We start from the raw sequence: 15,061 nt of genomic DNA on the forward strand, positions 1-15,061 counted from the left end.
ATATTTTCTGTCATCGCTGGGATTCTGTTGGATAACCGGTTAAAGTTGCAAAAACCATTACCAAAAGGATTCATTGACGGATGACAGCGTCTCGTACCACCCCCTCACTATTCATGTCCGTCATTCCGCTTCTGGTTCTGTTCGCGCTGTTGGGTTACAACGTCGCCGTGTATGGCGATGATTCGCTCAGTGGTGCCAATCAGAGCGCTTTGATCATTGCGGCTGCGCTGGCGGCGGCTTTGGGGCTGTACCGGGGTGAACCCTGGTCGGAGATTCAGGACAAGATCATCGACAATATCAAAGCGGCAACACCTGCGGTTCTGATTCTTTTGATGGTGGGGGCTCTGACCGGCAGCTGGTTGATCAGCGGCATCGTGCCGGCCATGATCTACTACGGTCTACAGATTTTCAGTCCGACTTTTTTTATTGCCAGCGCCTGCCTGATCACTGCCATCGCCGCCGTGGTGATTGGCAGTTCCTGGTCAACGTCGGCAACGCTGGGTGTCGCTTTGATGAGCATTGGCTACGCCATGGGTCTCAATCCTGGTCTGGTGGCCGGTGCCATCGTGTCCGGAGCTTATTTTGGCGACAAGATGTCGCCCTTGTCTGACACCACAAACCTGGCGTCGGGTGTCAGCGGTGTCGATCTGTTTACCCACATTCGCTATCTCAGTCTGACTGCCCTGCCCTCCATTGCCGTCACCTTGTTGATTTATTTTGTACTCGGTCTGTTCATGGGTAACGATGCCGTCAATGCCGATAACACGCAGCAGTATCAAAACCTGATTGATGAAAAATTCTGGGTGTCGCCCCTGCTGTTGCTGGTGCCAGTTGGCGTCATATTCCTGATTGTCAAAAAAGTTGCGGCGCTGCCGGCGTTGTTTATGGGCGCGCTGGTGGGCGTTGTCTGCGCAATTCTGTTTCAGCAATCGGTGCTGGCTGAGCTGGCGGAATCCACCGGTGGTCTGTACCAGAGTGTGATGCAGGCGCTTTATGGCAGCACGGCGATCGTTTCCGGTGACCCCGTGCTGGATGAATTACTGAGCACTGGCGGCATGGCCGGCATGCTCAATACCATCTGGCTGATTCTGTCGGCGATGGTGTTTGGCGGTGCGATGGAGGCCGGTGGTTTCCTGGCTCGTATTACCCGGGCCCTGATCAGCCGCGTCAAATCCGATGCCGGTCTGGTGACAGCAACCGGCGCCACCTGCTTCGTTACCAACGTGTCTGCCTCTGATCAATACCTGTCTATTGTGGTGCCCGGTCGCATGTTTACCGAAGCCTATCGCAAACAGGACCTGGCACCGCAGAACCTGAGTCGTACCCTGGAGGATACCGGTACCGTCACCTCCGTACTGGTACCGTGGAATACCTGTGGTGCCTATCATGCCAGCGTGCTGGGTGTCGCAACATTGGCGTATGCGCCGTGGGCGTTTTTCTGCTTGCTGAGCCCGGCGATGACACTGATTTTTGCCTGGGCGCGTATCAGGATTGCACGCGTGAGCGCCGAACCGGCAGATGCGGCTGTCATAAAACCGTCGTCTTAATGTCTCAGACTCGACAGGAATCGTTCTGATCGAGGTGATGTATGAAAGCTGCTCTTCCTGCCCTGCCCATTGGCGGGCTACTGTTCACATTGTGGTCGCTGACGTTATTGCCTGGGGCATTGCTGTACGCTGCCGGCCCTGAGTGCTCAGCTTTGACTGCAGACAATGCCGACCAATGTCTGCGTCTCAATCAGGTCCAGGTATTGGGCAGTCACAACAGCTACAAGCTATTGCCATCACCAGACCTGATCAGATACCTCAACGATTATCGCGACGGCTGGGCCAAGGACATAAGTTACCAGCATCGTCCCCTGGCCGAACAACTGCAAAGGCTCGATATCCGTCAGTTCGAACTGGATGTGTTTGCCGACCCAGAGGGAGGCCTGTTTGCCCACCCTGCCGGCGGAGAACTGGTCGCCGACCCTGATATGGCAAGTAATCGACGGGTGCTGCAGGTACCGGGTCTGAAGGTACTGCATTCGCAGGACATTGATTACCGCACAACCTGTCTGACACTGATCAGCTGTCTAACCCAGATTCGGGACTGGTCAAAGCAGAATCCGTCACATTTGCCCATCATGATCATGCTTGAGTTAAAAGACTCGCCGCGGCAGGATTGGGGGCCAGTGCAATACACGACCCCGGTGACGATTGATGCCAGTAATATTCTTTCTGTGGATGGTGAAATCTGGCAGGTATTTGAGCGTTCGCATGTCATTACACCTGACGATGTGCGCGGCGACTATCAATCGCTTAATGCCGCAATACTGCAGCAAGGCTGGCCCACACTGGCGCAGAGCCGGGGCAAGGTACTGTTTGCGCTGGATAATACCGGCCGTCATCTTGACGATTATCTATCGCACGCGCCAGGTCTGACTGATCGTGCGTTGTTTGTCAGCGCGGAGCCCGGGCACCCGGCTTCCGCATTCCTGAAAATGAACAATGTGTTCGACGATGCGAAGGCGATCAGGTCCTATGTCGAGCAGGGATACCTTGTGCGCACCCGCTCTGATGTGCCCAGTCACGAAGCCCGCACCGGTGATACCACCCGGCGAGACCTGGCGTTTGCCAGTGGTGCTCAATACATCAGTACTGACTATGCAGAGCCCTCGGATCTGGGCTCGGACTATCAGGTAGTGCTGCCAGATACGCAAGGTGCTGGACGCTGCAATCCGGTCAGTGCGCCGGCCGGATGCGACAGCGATTTTTTGCAGGAATAGCGGATCGGCCGCGTACCTAGAATCGCGACAGATGCGCCAGACTGTCGCGGGTACTGTTGCGGATTGACACCCAGTCAGCCGCAGCAACAGTGTCCGCCTGCAACATCCAGGAGCCGCCTACACACAACACATTGGGCAATGCCAGATAATCTCCGGCATTGCCGGCATTGATGCCACCGGTCGGACAGAAGCTGACACCCGCCAGCGGCCCTGACCAGGCTTTGAGCAGGGCCGCTCCGCCGCAGACCGAGGCCGGAAACAATTTAAAGCAGTCAAACCCCTGCTCCATGCCGTCAAGAACCTCTGATACCGTGCTGACGCCAGGTAAGAACGGTAGCTCCAGTGCCCGTGCACAATCTGCCAGCTTACGGGTCAAGCCTGGACTGACCGCGAAATTGACACCTGCTGCCGCCACTGCCTCCATATCGTCAACCGTATTGACGGTGCCTGCAGCCACACTCAACGATGGCAGGGCCCGTCTTACTGCTTCAATGGCTGACAACGCGGACGGCGTGCGCAGGGTTATTTCAACGGCCTCAATACCGGCATCAAACAGCGCCTGGCTGATACCGACAGCCTCCTCTTCACTGTTGACTACCAGCACCGGCAGGATTGTCAGTCGACCGAGTTGTTCGCGCAGATAAGACATCAGGCCAGATCTCCCTGGAGGGTTTATTTGAAAACCGAGGCACCGTCATGGGCGACGCCGGCAGCCTGACGAAACGTCGCGAACAGGCCTCGTCCCAGACTGTTCGGCAGCAAAGTTTCGGCTGGCGTGTAATGCGCCGGTTCACGTGCTGCCATGACATCTTCATCCAGCATAACCTGAAGATGACCGCTGGCGGCATCCAGTGACAGAAGATCACCGTCATGCAGTCTGGCAAGCGGCCCGCCATCCAGCGCTTCCGGGCTCATATGAATGGCGGCGGCAACTTTACCCGAGGCGCCTGACATACGACCGTCAGTGACCAGTGCCACCCGGTACCCCTGATCCTGTAACGCACCCAGACACGGCGTCAACTGATGCAACTCGGGCATGCCATTGGCTTTGGGACCCTGAAAGCGGACAACAACAATAACGTCCTGTTGTAATTCACCGGCCCGGAATGCCGTCACCATGTCATCCTGGCTGTCGAACACTCGGCATGGAGCGCTGATGTGTTGATGCTCATCCTTGACAGCGGAGGTTTTCACCACGCCTTCGCCAAGGTTGCCGTGTATCAGTTTAAGGCCGCCATGACCGGAAAATGGTCGGGTCACCGGGCGCAGAACATCCGGCATGGATGAAGGCAGGTCATAATCGACCCACTCGACGCCGCCGTTGTCTGTGAGCACAGGTTGCTGGGCGTAGCAGGCCATGCCCTCGCCCATCAGGCTGTGGACCTGTTCATTCAGCAGACCTGCTGAGCGCAGTTCCCGTACCAGGTAGGCCATGCCACCGGCCTGCTGAAAGGCATTAACATCAGCTTCGCCATTTGGGTAAACGCGAGCCAGTAACGGCGTCACATGAGACAGTTCGTCCAGATCCTGCCAGGTCAGGATAATTCCGGCGGCGCGTGCAATGGCGACCAGATGCAGAGTGTGATTGGTGGAGCCACCACTGGCCAGCAACGCCACGGCGGCGTTGACCAGGGATGCTTCATCGATCAACTCGGTCAAAGGCCTGGGTGTCTCGCCCTGCCCGGTTGCTGCCAGAACCCGCCGCACGGTCTCCCGGGTCAGCGCGTCACGCAAAGGATCATCCGGATTGACAAACGACGCGCCGGGTAGTTGCACACCCAGCATTTCCACCATGACCTGATTGCTGTTGGCGGTCCCGTAAAAATTGCAGGTGCCTGGGCTGTGGTAGGACGCCGACTCCACTGCCAGCAGTTCTTCACGGTCGGCGTGCCCCTGTGCATAGCGTTGCCGGACTTCGGCTTTGGTCTTGTTGGGGACACCCGGACCCATTGGGCCCGCGGGAATAAAACCGGCTGGCAGGTGGCCAAACTGTAATGCACCGATTAAAAGCCCGGGTACAATTTTGTCGCACACGCCAAGGCAAAGAATGCCGTCAAAGACATTGTGACTCAGGCTGACCGCGGTCGCCATGGCAATCACTTCGCGGCTGAACAGGCTGAGTTCCATGCCGGGCTGCCCTTGCGTGACACCATCGCACATGGCGGGCACACCGCCCGCTACCTGAGCCGTGCAATGAAGTTCGCCAGCGGTCGCCTTGATGATATCCGGATAATACTGAAGCGGTTGGTGGGCAGACAACATATCGTTGTAGGCCGTCACAATACCCAGGTTGGAAGATTGCATGCCGGCGATGCGGTTTTTATCTGTTGGTGAACAGGCTGCAAACGCGTGCGCGATATTGCCGCAGGACAGTGTTTTGCGCGGTGGAAATGTTTCCATGGTGCGCTGCGCATTCTGCAGGTAAGCCTGGCGCAAGGGTCTGCTCCGTGCGCGAATACGTTCGGTGACGGTTTCGACTGTTGTATTAATCATCTGGGGCATAATAAATCTCGGTCATGGTTTGACTGTCGTGCAATACCGCGCGAACCGGCATGTCGGTCACGGAGCCGGGGATAAACGCCTGCTCCAGCACGTCTCGTTTGGCGGCGCCGCTGATGTAAAGTATGCGCACAGAGGCTGACAGTATTGTGTTAAGACTTAATGTCATGCGTGCAGTCGGATTTGCATCGTCAGCTGATGGTTGCGGCTGAATGGCACAACAGACCGGTCTGCAGGTATCAGACAGTGCTTCCGTCAGTCCTTTTGCGTCAGGAAAAAGCGATGCCGTGTGGCCATCCAGGCCCATGCCCAGCAGCACCAGGTCCAACGGTAGCGTATGTCGCTCAAGAATATTGCTCAAACTCTCAGCTGCGGCAAATACGTCGCGATGTGAGGTTTTCATGCCGATAAAAATGGCACGTGCAGCCTGATTCTGGATCAGTGTGTTTTTTATAAAACGGGCGTTTGAACTGGCATTGACCTCAGCTACCCAGCGCTCATCAACCAGGCTGATAATAACTGATTGCCACGGTAACGATTGTCCGGACAGCTGTTGATATAGGGTCTTCGGCGTGCTGCCGCCGGAAAGCGCGATTGACGCTTTGCCGCCTTGCTGTATTTGTTTGCACAACAAATCGCTGATTCGTACGGTCAGATTGTTGAGCAGCGCACTCTGATTTTTGTATTCATGCAACTCCCACATCGTGCAAGCTCCTGAGCCATGGTTCGGTGTTAACCGGAATTAGAATCAATCCTGCCAGCGCCTGCCATCTCTGGCAATCAGGGCAATACTGTCGGCAGGTCCATTTGAGCCCGCCATGTATGGTAGCGATTTCTGTTTCTGTTGTTTCCAGCCATCGGCAATATCATCAACCCACTGCCAGGCTGCTTCAACCTGATCGGCCCGCATAAATAAAGTTGAGTTGGAGCGCATGACGTCGAACAGTAATCGCTCATACGCTTCCGGCACCCGGCGCCCGGTAAATGCCTCTGACAATGCCAGATCCAGTGAAACATTTTCCATGGGAAAACTTTCGTCGAGTCCGGGTACCTTGTTAAGCAGGTAAAGTCGTATGCCCTCTTCCGGTTGTAACTGAATGACCAGGCGATTGGCGCTGTTTTGATGAGCCTGTTCCGGGAAAATTGCGTGAGGCAGTTTTTTGAACTGTACAACGATCTCGCAGAAGCGCCGTTGCATGCGTTTACCCGTGCGCATATAAAAAGGGACACCGGCCCAACGCCAGTTGTTGATGGAAGCCTTGATGGCAACAAAGGTTTCTGTGCCCGATGTGCCGGTAGCATCGCTTTCCTGTTGATAGGATGGAACCGACTGACCGTCAATGGTGCCCGCCGCATATTGACCGCGTACGGTGTGGTCAGCGACATCACGGCCAGTCAATGGTGCCAGGCTGCGAAGAACCTTGAGTTTCTCATCATGGACGGCACGTGCATCCAGTGACGCCGGCGGTTCCATGGCCAGCAGACACAGCAATTGCATCAGGTGATTCTGTACCATATCACGCAAGGCGCCGGCTTCGTCATAGAACGGCCAGCGTCCGCCCGTTCCGATGGTCTCGGCTGCAGTTATCTGAACGTGGTCAATATAGTTGTTGCTCCACAGTGGCTCAAACAGGGAGTTGGCAAAACGCAGTGTCAGCAGGTTCTGTACGGTTTCCTTGCCCAGGTAGTGGTCAATGCGGTAGATCTGATGTTCGTCGAATATGTCAGTCAGGCTGTTGTTGATTGCATTAAAACTTTCGCGACTGCTCCCCAGCGGTTTTTCAATGACCAGGCGCATATTGTCGCGCACCAGTCCTACTGCCCAGAGTGACTGGCAGATGGGTGCAAAAATGTCAGGTGGTGTTGCCAGGTAGGTAACCAGGTCGCGAGAGCGGTCGTTCAGTACCGTGTGTGCCAGCCGGGACAGTTCCGCTTCGTTGCTGGCGTCCAGCGCATAATGGCTGAGTCTGGCGTTGAAGCGTTTCCAGGTTGGGGCATCGGGTTTGTTGTCACCCAGCTGCGCGATGAGCATGTCACGCGTCTTTTGCGAAAAGGCCTTTGCCGTATGGCGGGTGCGCGAGACACTGATGATTTTAAGGCAGGCTGGCAGGCATTGATCGCGGTCCAGGTGATAGAGCGCCGGATACAGTTTGCGGAAGGCGAGATCGCCGTCGCCACCGATAATCAGAAAGTCACAGATCATGCTCTACCCCGTCAGTCACTCAGTCAATCGTCCTGCTTTTTGATTAAACAAGCAAGCTTCTTGCCAGATACTGAGCTGACGGGGTTTACGACGTCATTGGGAAGGTCACGGCATTCAGAATCGCCCGCGGATACCAACGATGACATTGCGGCCTGGCAACGGCGCAAAGTCTCGCAGATAGGAGGTTGCGACACGGGCCTCCTGATTGCCCAGATTGCGGCCCTGCGCAAAGGCTTCCAGAGTGCTGTTGCCAATGTCGAACTCGTACGCGATGCGCAGATTGACCATGGTATAACCGGGTGTGGTGGTTTCCAGTGCCGGTACCTTGTCCTGTTTCATCATGCGGTACACATCCAGGCCGCCTCGCCAGCCAGCCAGGTGCCAGTCCAGGCCGGCGCTGACCCGTTCGGGCGATATGCGTGGCAGGTAACTGTTGTCGGCCAGTTTTGCGTGCACACGATCATAGCCGGCGTGCAGGTCAAAGTGTCCCCAGTCACTGGTAAACAGCTGCCATACGCCCTGCACTTCCATACCTGTAAACTCGGCATCCTGCTGCTCGGCTTCACGCACTGGAAAACCGAGCTCTTCCTCATCGGTTGTCGCGAGGTAGATGAAATCAGCCACGTCCTTGCGGAACACACTGATCTCGAAATCAAAGAAATCAGCATGGCGATGCAGGGTCAGGTCCCAGGCCTTGGCTGTTTCAGTGCGCAGACCGGCATTGCCTTCTTCATAGCTAAAGGTCGCCAGGTGAGGGCCATTGGCAAACAGCTCTGTCTGCGATGGAGCACGCTGCACGCGGGAGAAATTGACCGAGGTCTGCCAGGTTTCGTTGAACTCGTAAATGCCACCGATGCTGGCAGAGACGTTGCGAAACGTGCGACTGTCTATATCGGCGAAAGCGCCGTGATCATCATCGTGCCCGTCGTGCTGTTCGTCGTCGTGGTCATGGTCGACTGCATGCGCGTCACCCTGCAAATGCACCTTGGTATTTTCTACGCGTGCACCAAGACTGAGCGTCAATGCATCGAATTGACGTTCCTGAAGCACAAAAACACCGATCGACCGGGTCTTGTTGTCGGGTACAAATGCTTCGGCCCCTTCCGCCTTGAACTCTTCCTGCTCTAGCTGTAAACCAAACGCCCCTTCCCAGCCCCAGACCGGGGTGGTTTCGAAAGACAGTCGGCTTTGCAGGGTCTGCACGTCGAACACGGTACCGTCGCCGTGTTCATGGTCGGCGTGATCGTCGTCCTCGTGATCGTCGTCGTGCTCGTCGTTAAGTGCGCCGCCCAGTTCGATTTCACTGTGCGTGTAGTCGTTGTAACCCACGCGGACTGTAGCCCGCCTGATTCCGGGCAATGGTGACATCAGGCCTGCTTTAATGTCCCAGCTGCGCTGTTCCATGTCGATGTAGGCGAATTCTTCTTCTTCAGCATGGGCCTCGTGATCGTCCTCGTCATGCGCTTCATCATGTTCTTCCTCGGCGTGGAAATGCGGCGCCGGGATGCCGTATACGGAGTTAAAGGCGCGGAATGAACCACCCACAAAACTGTTGTCACCAATCCAGCTCAGGCCGGCGGTACCGGATTGCGACTCAACAAAGCTGTTGAACAGCCGATTGCTGCTGCCGCTTTCGTTGTGTTCACCTTCGTCATGCTCATCTTCGTGGTCATCGTCTTCGTGATCATGATCTTCGTGACTGCCAGCAAATCGTGCCTCGCCAGGAATGCGATAATCGTCGGCTTCACGCCAGGAACCGTCCAGATGCCAGGCAATGTTGCCAGCGCCGCCATCAAGTCGCAGTACACCACTACGTTCGTCGGCAACGTTGTCGCCTCTTATCTCAAATCGCCCACTGAGTGGTTCTTCTGCACGCTGCTCCGGGATGCGACCATCAATGATATTGACCACACCTGCCGATGCAGCAGAACCGTACAGCAAGGTGGCTGGTCCACGCAGGATCTCAATCTGATCTATCAGCAGAGGGTCAACGGTAACCGCGTGGTCATCGCTCTGGGTTGAGGTGTCTGCCGTTGCCAGGCCGTCTTCCAGAATGCGCACGCGCGGTCCACTGAGGCCTCGAATGATGGGGCGGCCGGAGCCTGCGCCATAAAAGCTCGACTGCACGCCAGGTTGTTGTTGCAGGGTTTCGCCTAGCGTCATGCCGCGACGATCGGCCAGTGTTTCCCCAACCATGACGTCAACCGGTTGTGCCGATTGCAGTCGCGTTCGTCCCAGAGGCAGAGCGCGCACAACAATTTCCTCAACGTCGGAATAATGCAGTGTGCTATTGGTGTCCTCAGATTGTGCAACGGCATTGCCGCTGACCAGGGTCAACAGGGCTGAACTCATTAGGGTGGATATGATAACTGATAGATTCTTGCGTCTGGCGAACATGAAGTGACTCCGGCGATTACTCAATATGATATAGCATAGCATAATAATGCTATAACACAGCATTTTACAACCCCGGATTACTGGATTTTGCCAGACTTAGGGTGTTTGACGTATCGGGTCGCCAGCATAGCCGATTGCCAGAATAGCCTGTCGACAGCAAACTGCGACATCAGTACTACCACATCAGTACTACCACATCAGATCATCAGGCACCGGATAATCCTTGTACGGGTCGTCATCAGCCAATGTGTCATTTTTATAGTCAGCGACAAAAATCACGGCTTCCTGAAAGCGCTGGGCGATTTTGTCAGCGATATTACGCGGCACCAGTACATAACGTTCGCTGTCCGAACAGATTGCCAGCTGCCCCTGCGCCAGTTGCGTCTGCTGTCTGGCGCTGACGTGTAATGACTTGATCTTGTTGCTGCGTGGGTCATTAAAATTAAAACGGATATCCCCGTCCGCCGTGACGCCGCTGTGATCAAGCATCTGTTTCACCTGGGCTCGCATGGCTTTTATGTTTTCGGCGGCCAGTCGTTGCTGGTTTAACTCACGATCATGTTCGGCTTTGGCGGCGCGCTCCTTGGCCAGTCTGGCCTGGGTCTCATCGGCAGGTGGCTGCTTGAGTTTATGTTGGGCGCGGGTCTGCTTGCGCTTCTCCTGCTGTGCCTGTTTTGCTTTCTTCTGGTCTACCAGGCCAGCGCCCAGCAATTGTTCTGATAGTGATTTGGCCATGGTTGTATCCAAGCAGTTGATGCAGTCTGTGCGAATGTCGTTAGACTACCGCAAACCGTCGAAAATCGACAAGTGCCGGTATCGACAATGATGCTACGATGTAGGCTTTGGCGGGTTGCTACCGACATATAGGGTATCCATGAAATCGATTCTGATAAAACGTCCTGATTCAATCGGCCGCATTTTCGTGCGGAATGTTAAAGCTGTTTGCCTCAGTGCCGCCCTGCTCTGCAGTTCGCTGATGGCCGCAGCAGGTTTGGCGCAGATGCCGGCCGACAATAAAATTGCGAATCTGCCTTACGCTCAGGCTGCCATTGATGCCACAGGCTACAACGGCACTATGTTGATCTATGATCTGAATGACGATCAGTATTACGCATCCGATAAAGACAGCGTTTTGCTGCAACATATTCCTGCCTCCACATTCAAAATCATGAGTTCACTGGTTGTACTCGAAACCGGGTTGGTAGCGAATGCAGATACCGTACTGCCCTGGGATGGTGTGACGCGAGGCCGCACAGAAACAAATACCGACCTGACATTGCGTGATGCATTTCGACTGTCTTCTGTGGCCCACTATCAGGCATTGGTGCGCGCTGTTGGTGAACAGGCCATGCAACATGCCTTGTCGGAAGCTGCCTACGGCAATGAAAATATCAACGGCGGTATCGATCAGTTCTGGCTGACCGGTGCTCTGCGTATATCACCCATGCAGCAGATTGATGTGTTGCGCCGGCTGTATCGTGGCGACCTTCCCTTCTCTGACGCTACTCAGGATACCGTGAAAGATATCATGGTGAATGACGCCACCGATGATTATGTTCTGCGGGCGAAAACCGGTCTGGCGATTCTGGACGGAGATGAAAACACCGGCTGGTGGGTTGGCTGGGTTGAACGTGACAACAACGTAATCATGTTTGCGACTGTACTGACCGCAACCGCACCGGATTCAGGATTTATTCCGGCGCGATTGTCAGTTACCAGGGACGTTCTGCGTGAGTTCGGTGCCCTGCCTTGAGTCATAGTCAATTTAATGGGGCACCTGGTGGTTAACCTGTGACTCAGTCTGTTGACGTAGCCGGGTTTGCTGAATCCAGCAGGTCCGCTGGATCCGCTTGCAATTTGTAACGGAAGACATACTGGACATCAGGCACGGCAACCGCTTCGCCGCCACGGATTCGCGGCTTGAATCTGAATTTTCTGGCAGCCGCCAGCGCGCTGTTGTTAAAGGTGTCGGCCGGTTCGGCATCCACCACTGCCAGTGAATTTTCATCAATGCTGCCGGCGGCATTGACGGTGAATCTTACATGGACCCAGCCTTCAATGCCTGCCTCGGCTGCGCTTCTGGGGTAAAGCGGCTGCTCGTTGTGCAGCGGTAACATTTCCTCATCGCCAGCGGCCCTGGTTGCTGGCGGATCTCTCTGTTCCTGCGCAGACAGCACCTGGGTTGCCCCCAGTACGCCCAACACGCCAGCGGACAGCATCAACAAACATGCTATGGTTTTTCTGATTTGTTTCTGCATTTCGCTCGCTTGCATTTTATTCTCCTCAAGCACTCGGCTTATTCTCGTTTTTAAAGTGTTCTGGTCAAGCATGGTTTGCATTAGCGCGTGGCTTCTGCCTGTGTTGCGCCGCGCCTGTATGCAGAGCGTGGCCACGCCCAGCAGGCTTTCGGCATAATCGGTATCGCTGCGTCCAGAGTTCAGAACAGCGGTATCACAGCTGTGTTCCGACTCTTCGCGTAAACGTTTGACTGCCAGCCACACAAGTGGATTCATCCAAAAGACACAGCCCAGCACATGTGCCATGACAGTTGTCAGCCAGTCCAGCCGTTTGATGTGGCAAAGCTCATGTAATAACACGTCGGTCATGATGGACGCAGTCCAGTCGCGAGCCTGAACCGGCACGATAATGGTGGGCCTTAGCAGTCCAAACGAAACCGGCGACTCAATCCTGTCACTGACACGCAGGTTTACCCGGCGGGTTATGGCAAGCTGCTTGCGCAGACGTGCAAGCAGGTCTGTTGTGTCATGGTGCCGTATCGGGACGGCATTGTTAAAAATGTTGCGCGAAATTTGCAACGCGAATAACAACCTGGCCAGCATCAAAAACACGGGAGTCAGGTAAGCCGTCAGCAATACTGTTGCGGCATTGAACGGATTGCTTGCAGGCGTCTGTTGCGACGACACGGTCAATTCAAACCATGCGCTGGCAGCAGCGCTCTGACCGCCTCCGAACACGTCCGGTCGCAGTGACAACAAGGCGGGTAGCCAGGGAAGAATGGCCAGACACAACAGCGCATTCAACCAGAGCAGGTGCCGGCTGGTATTGTTTAATTTTGCACCGAAGAGTGCATCAATCAGTGCAAACGGTATCAGCACCGCAATCGACTTCAGGACGATATCGATTGCCGTCATCAGTAACGGCGATTGATGCAGCGCCGATGTGATCCAGTAAAATGTGTCTGTCAGCATGATCGGAATTGTCATGGTGCTCACCTGTTTTATTATTTGTTCTTCTGCTGTTTACGTGTCTGTATCATGGTTTTGAGCTGGTTCAGCTCTTCATCGCTCAGGTCATTGATCGACATATCCAGCAGTGAGTTGACCGCGAGATACGGTGAGTCTTCAAAAAAGGTTTTTACAACATTGCCCAGCGCCGAGCGGGATGCCTTCTCGTGTGCCACCAGCGGGAAGTAGACATACTTCAATCCGCTTTCGCGATGATCAACATGGCCTTTCTCGACAAGCTTTCCTAACAGGGTACGCACTGACGAATAACTGGGCGCGTCCTCCATGTTCTGCATGACATCTTTTGCGCTGGCTTTACCCAGTCGATACAGAATGTCCATTATCTGACGTTCGCGTCGGCTGAGTTGATCGGGACGTGCCATGATTGTGCTTACCTTGTCGTGTGAGACTGATTTTGGATGGTGCCAATTAATTAGCATATTGCTAATAAAATAGCATTACGAGCTAAAGGTCAAGCCCTTTGTGTTAATATTTTAACATTAGCGGATTGGTGTCAGTCGTAAACGACGTTGCGAATGACCGCATCATAGTCACTGACGCCCCGCCGGAACGCAGCTTCCGGCACCCGCTCATCGTTGCCGTGGACGCCGGTATGCTCGCCATCGTCGGTAATCAGCGGATTGAATCCGTAGCTGATGATGCCGAGGTCACGAGTGAAGTGGCTGTCGGTGAACCCGGTGCTGACCGATGGCAACACCCGGGATCCGGGGTGAAGCTCAGCCGTTACATTCTGGATGGCGGTAAACAGCCGTGAATTGGTCGTGGAAATGGCAGGTGTGAACGCCATGATCACATCAACAGTGACGCCGGTATGCTCGACCAGCTCGGTTAGTTCCGAGATGAACTGCTGCGCCGGTTTGTCGGGCAGAATCCGGCAATCCAGTTCAGCCCATGCCTCTGGGGCGACCACATTGATTTTGTTGGAACTTTCCATGCGGGTCATGGAACAGGTGTCGCGGATCAATGAGTGGTGACCTGGCCGGTTTTCATGCAGTCGCTGAATAAACGCGGGGTTCTGTATAGCCTGGCGTATGTCGGCGTAATCGTCTGCCCAGGCCGGGCCCTGAGCCAGTGACATACCGGCAAAATAATCCTCCACCGGCGGGATGATTCGCGGCGGGAACGGATTCTCCAGCAGTGTATTCAGGGCGCGTACAACGCGTGTCATTGAGCTGGTTGTGCGTGGTGAGGAGCCGTGACCGGGCTCATCAACTGCAGTCAGGCGCAACCAGACCGGTACCTTTTGTGTGACCTCAACACCGAATACGACCTCACCGTCACTGCGGCTGCCTCCCCCGCCTTCATTAAGCAGGATGCCAGCACCGTCGAAAATTTCCGGATGATTGTCAATCAGCCAGCCAACACCGAAGGCGCCGCCCGCCTCTTCGTCCGCGGTGGCCAGAAACACGACATCTCGGTTCAATTCCCGGTTTGAGGCATGCAGCTGTAGAAACGCAACCAGCTGGGCGATGCCCAGACCTTTCATGTCGCGGGTGCCACGCCCATAGATATAACCCTCGCTAAGGTTGCCCGCCAACGGGTCGAATGACCAGTATTGCCGATCTGCAGGCACCACGTCAGTGTGTTGCAGCAAAATCAGACCGGGTTCGTTGCCGCCAGGCAGGCGTGCCCAGATGTTGCCACGTCCCGGAGCGCTTTCTGCGGTTTCGTACTCAATGCCGGCAGCGTCAAAAATGCGGGCATAAAACTCGACCGCCCGAAACTCGTTACCGGGCGGATTAATGGTGTCGATCTGTACAAATTCCTGCAGCCACGCCACGGCCTGGTCGCTGGTTTCAATGTCAATCTGCGCGCTCAGTGGTGCTGCGCTGAATATGAATATTGCCGACAAAAACCATTTTTCGAATTTCACAATGTACTCCTGAAGTGCGCAGTTAAGTTATCTTTAGATATCGACTTTGCCTGAGT

The 15,061-nt window shown here is 55.0% G+C and carries 12 protein-coding genes; 3 read left to right on the forward strand and 9 right to left on the reverse strand.

Going from position 1 to position 15,061, the window contains the following annotated elements; translation table 11 throughout:
- The first annotated feature begins 80 nt into the window (after window positions 1-80).
- The gene (nhaC, locus tag PHACT_RS01065; protein WP_070115530.1) at window positions 81-1,547 is read left to right on the forward strand and encodes a Na+/H+ antiporter NhaC; all 1,467 of its coding nucleotides are present in this window, start codon (window positions 81-83) and stop codon (window positions 1,545-1,547) included.
- 41 nt (window positions 1,548-1,588) lie between these two features.
- Window positions 1,589-2,767 carry a phosphatidylinositol-specific phospholipase C1-like protein gene (locus PHACT_RS01070; RefSeq protein WP_083264243.1) on the forward strand — a complete coding sequence of 393 codons (1,179 nt, stop codon included), beginning with the start codon at window positions 1,589-1,591 and terminating at the stop codon, window positions 2,765-2,767.
- Window positions 2,768-2,783: 16 nt separating this feature from the next.
- Here the strand turns inward: PHACT_RS01070 and eda are convergent, their stop codons facing one another.
- The 6 genes from eda to PHACT_RS01100 all read right to left on the reverse strand — a co-directional run bounded on the left by eda (window position 2,784) and on the right by PHACT_RS01100 (window position 10,601).
- Window positions 2,784-3,416, reverse strand: coding sequence for a bifunctional 4-hydroxy-2-oxoglutarate aldolase/2-dehydro-3-deoxy-phosphogluconate aldolase (eda, locus tag PHACT_RS01075; RefSeq protein WP_070115531.1), 633 nt, complete (start codon window positions 3,414-3,416; stop codon window positions 2,784-2,786).
- A 23-nt stretch (window positions 3,417-3,439) separates the two neighbouring features.
- Window positions 3,440-5,257 (reverse strand): phosphogluconate dehydratase, encoded by a 1,818-nt coding sequence (edd, locus tag PHACT_RS01080; RefSeq protein WP_070118059.1) that lies wholly within the window; start codon window positions 5,255-5,257, stop codon window positions 3,440-3,442.
- A complete protein-coding gene (gene pgl, locus PHACT_RS01085) occupies window positions 5,253-5,969 on the reverse strand; it encodes a 6-phosphogluconolactonase (RefSeq protein ID WP_070115532.1) in 717 nt (238 codons plus the stop codon). Before pgl ends, edd begins: the two co-directional genes overlap by 5 nt.
- 45 nt (window positions 5,970-6,014) lie before the next feature.
- Window positions 6,015-7,469 carry a glucose-6-phosphate dehydrogenase gene (zwf, locus tag PHACT_RS01090; RefSeq protein WP_070115533.1) on the reverse strand — a complete coding sequence of 485 codons (1,455 nt, stop codon included), beginning with the start codon at window positions 7,467-7,469 and terminating at the stop codon, window positions 6,015-6,017.
- 114 nt (window positions 7,470-7,583) lie between these two features.
- Window positions 7,584-9,866, reverse strand: coding sequence for a TonB-dependent receptor (locus PHACT_RS01095; RefSeq protein ID WP_070115534.1), 2,283 nt, complete (start codon window positions 9,864-9,866; stop codon window positions 7,584-7,586).
- Window positions 9,867-10,055: 189 nt separating this feature from the next.
- Window positions 10,056-10,601 (reverse strand): DUF2058 domain-containing protein, encoded by a 546-nt coding sequence (locus tag PHACT_RS01100; protein WP_070115535.1) that lies wholly within the window; start codon window positions 10,599-10,601, stop codon window positions 10,056-10,058.
- A gap of 241 nt (window positions 10,602-10,842) precedes the next feature.
- Here PHACT_RS01100 and PHACT_RS01105 point away from each other — a divergent pair, with 241 nt between their 5' ends.
- The gene (locus tag PHACT_RS01105) at window positions 10,843-11,619 is read left to right on the forward strand and encodes a class D beta-lactamase (protein WP_169819361.1); all 777 of its coding nucleotides are present in this window, start codon (window positions 10,843-10,845) and stop codon (window positions 11,617-11,619) included.
- A gap of 43 nt (window positions 11,620-11,662) precedes the next feature.
- On the opposite strand, the gene PHACT_RS01110 is transcribed toward PHACT_RS01105, so the two are convergent.
- The 3 genes from PHACT_RS01110 to PHACT_RS01120 form a co-directional block, all read right to left on the reverse strand.
- Entirely contained in the window at window positions 11,663-13,090 is a 1,428-nt protein-coding gene (locus tag PHACT_RS01110) for a M56 family metallopeptidase (RefSeq protein ID WP_070115536.1), read from the reverse strand.
- A gap of 17 nt (window positions 13,091-13,107) precedes the next feature.
- Window positions 13,108-13,494 carry a BlaI/MecI/CopY family transcriptional regulator gene (locus PHACT_RS01115; protein WP_070115537.1) on the reverse strand — a complete coding sequence of 129 codons (387 nt, stop codon included), beginning with the start codon at window positions 13,492-13,494 and terminating at the stop codon, window positions 13,108-13,110.
- Window positions 13,495-13,625: 131 nt separating this feature from the next.
- Window positions 13,626-15,005 carry a M20/M25/M40 family metallo-hydrolase gene (locus PHACT_RS01120; RefSeq protein ID WP_070115538.1) on the reverse strand — a complete coding sequence of 460 codons (1,380 nt, stop codon included), beginning with the start codon at window positions 15,003-15,005 and terminating at the stop codon, window positions 13,626-13,628.
- Window positions 15,006-15,061 lie beyond the last annotated feature (56 nt).

The sequence above is a fragment of the Pseudohongiella acticola genome, assembly GCF_001758195.1.
GTDB classification, from domain to species: Bacteria; Pseudomonadota; Gammaproteobacteria; order Pseudomonadales; family Pseudohongiellaceae; genus Pseudohongiella; species Pseudohongiella acticola.

Bases quoted from the DNA above. Each gene is read 5' to 3' on its own strand.
- nhaC (WP_070115530.1), top strand. From the start codon at position 81: ATGACAGCGTCTCGTACCACCCCCTCACTATTCATGTCCGTCATTCCG.
- PHACT_RS01070 (WP_083264243.1), top strand. From the start codon at position 1,589: ATGAAAGCTGCTCTTCCTGCCCTGCCCATTGGCGGGCTACTGTTCACA.
- eda (WP_070115531.1), bottom strand. From the start codon at position 3,416: ATGTCTTATCTGCGCGAACAACTCGGTCGACTGACAATCCTGCCGGTG.
- pgl (WP_070115532.1), bottom strand. From the start codon at position 5,969: ATGTGGGAGTTGCATGAATACAAAAATCAGAGTGCGCTGCTCAACAAT.
- zwf (WP_070115533.1), bottom strand. From the start codon at position 7,469: ATGATCTGTGACTTTCTGATTATCGGTGGCGACGGCGATCTCGCCTTC.
- PHACT_RS01095 (WP_070115534.1), bottom strand. From the start codon at position 9,866: ATGTTCGCCAGACGCAAGAATCTATCAGTTATCATATCCACCCTAATG.
- PHACT_RS01100 (WP_070115535.1), bottom strand. From the start codon at position 10,601: ATGGCCAAATCACTATCAGAACAATTGCTGGGCGCTGGCCTGGTAGAC.
- PHACT_RS01105 (WP_169819361.1), top strand. From the start codon at position 10,843: ATGGCCGCAGCAGGTTTGGCGCAGATGCCGGCCGACAATAAAATTGCG.
- PHACT_RS01110 (WP_070115536.1), bottom strand. From the start codon at position 13,090: ATGACAATTCCGATCATGCTGACAGACACATTTTACTGGATCACATCG.
- PHACT_RS01115 (WP_070115537.1), bottom strand. From the start codon at position 13,494: ATGGCACGTCCCGATCAACTCAGCCGACGCGAACGTCAGATAATGGAC.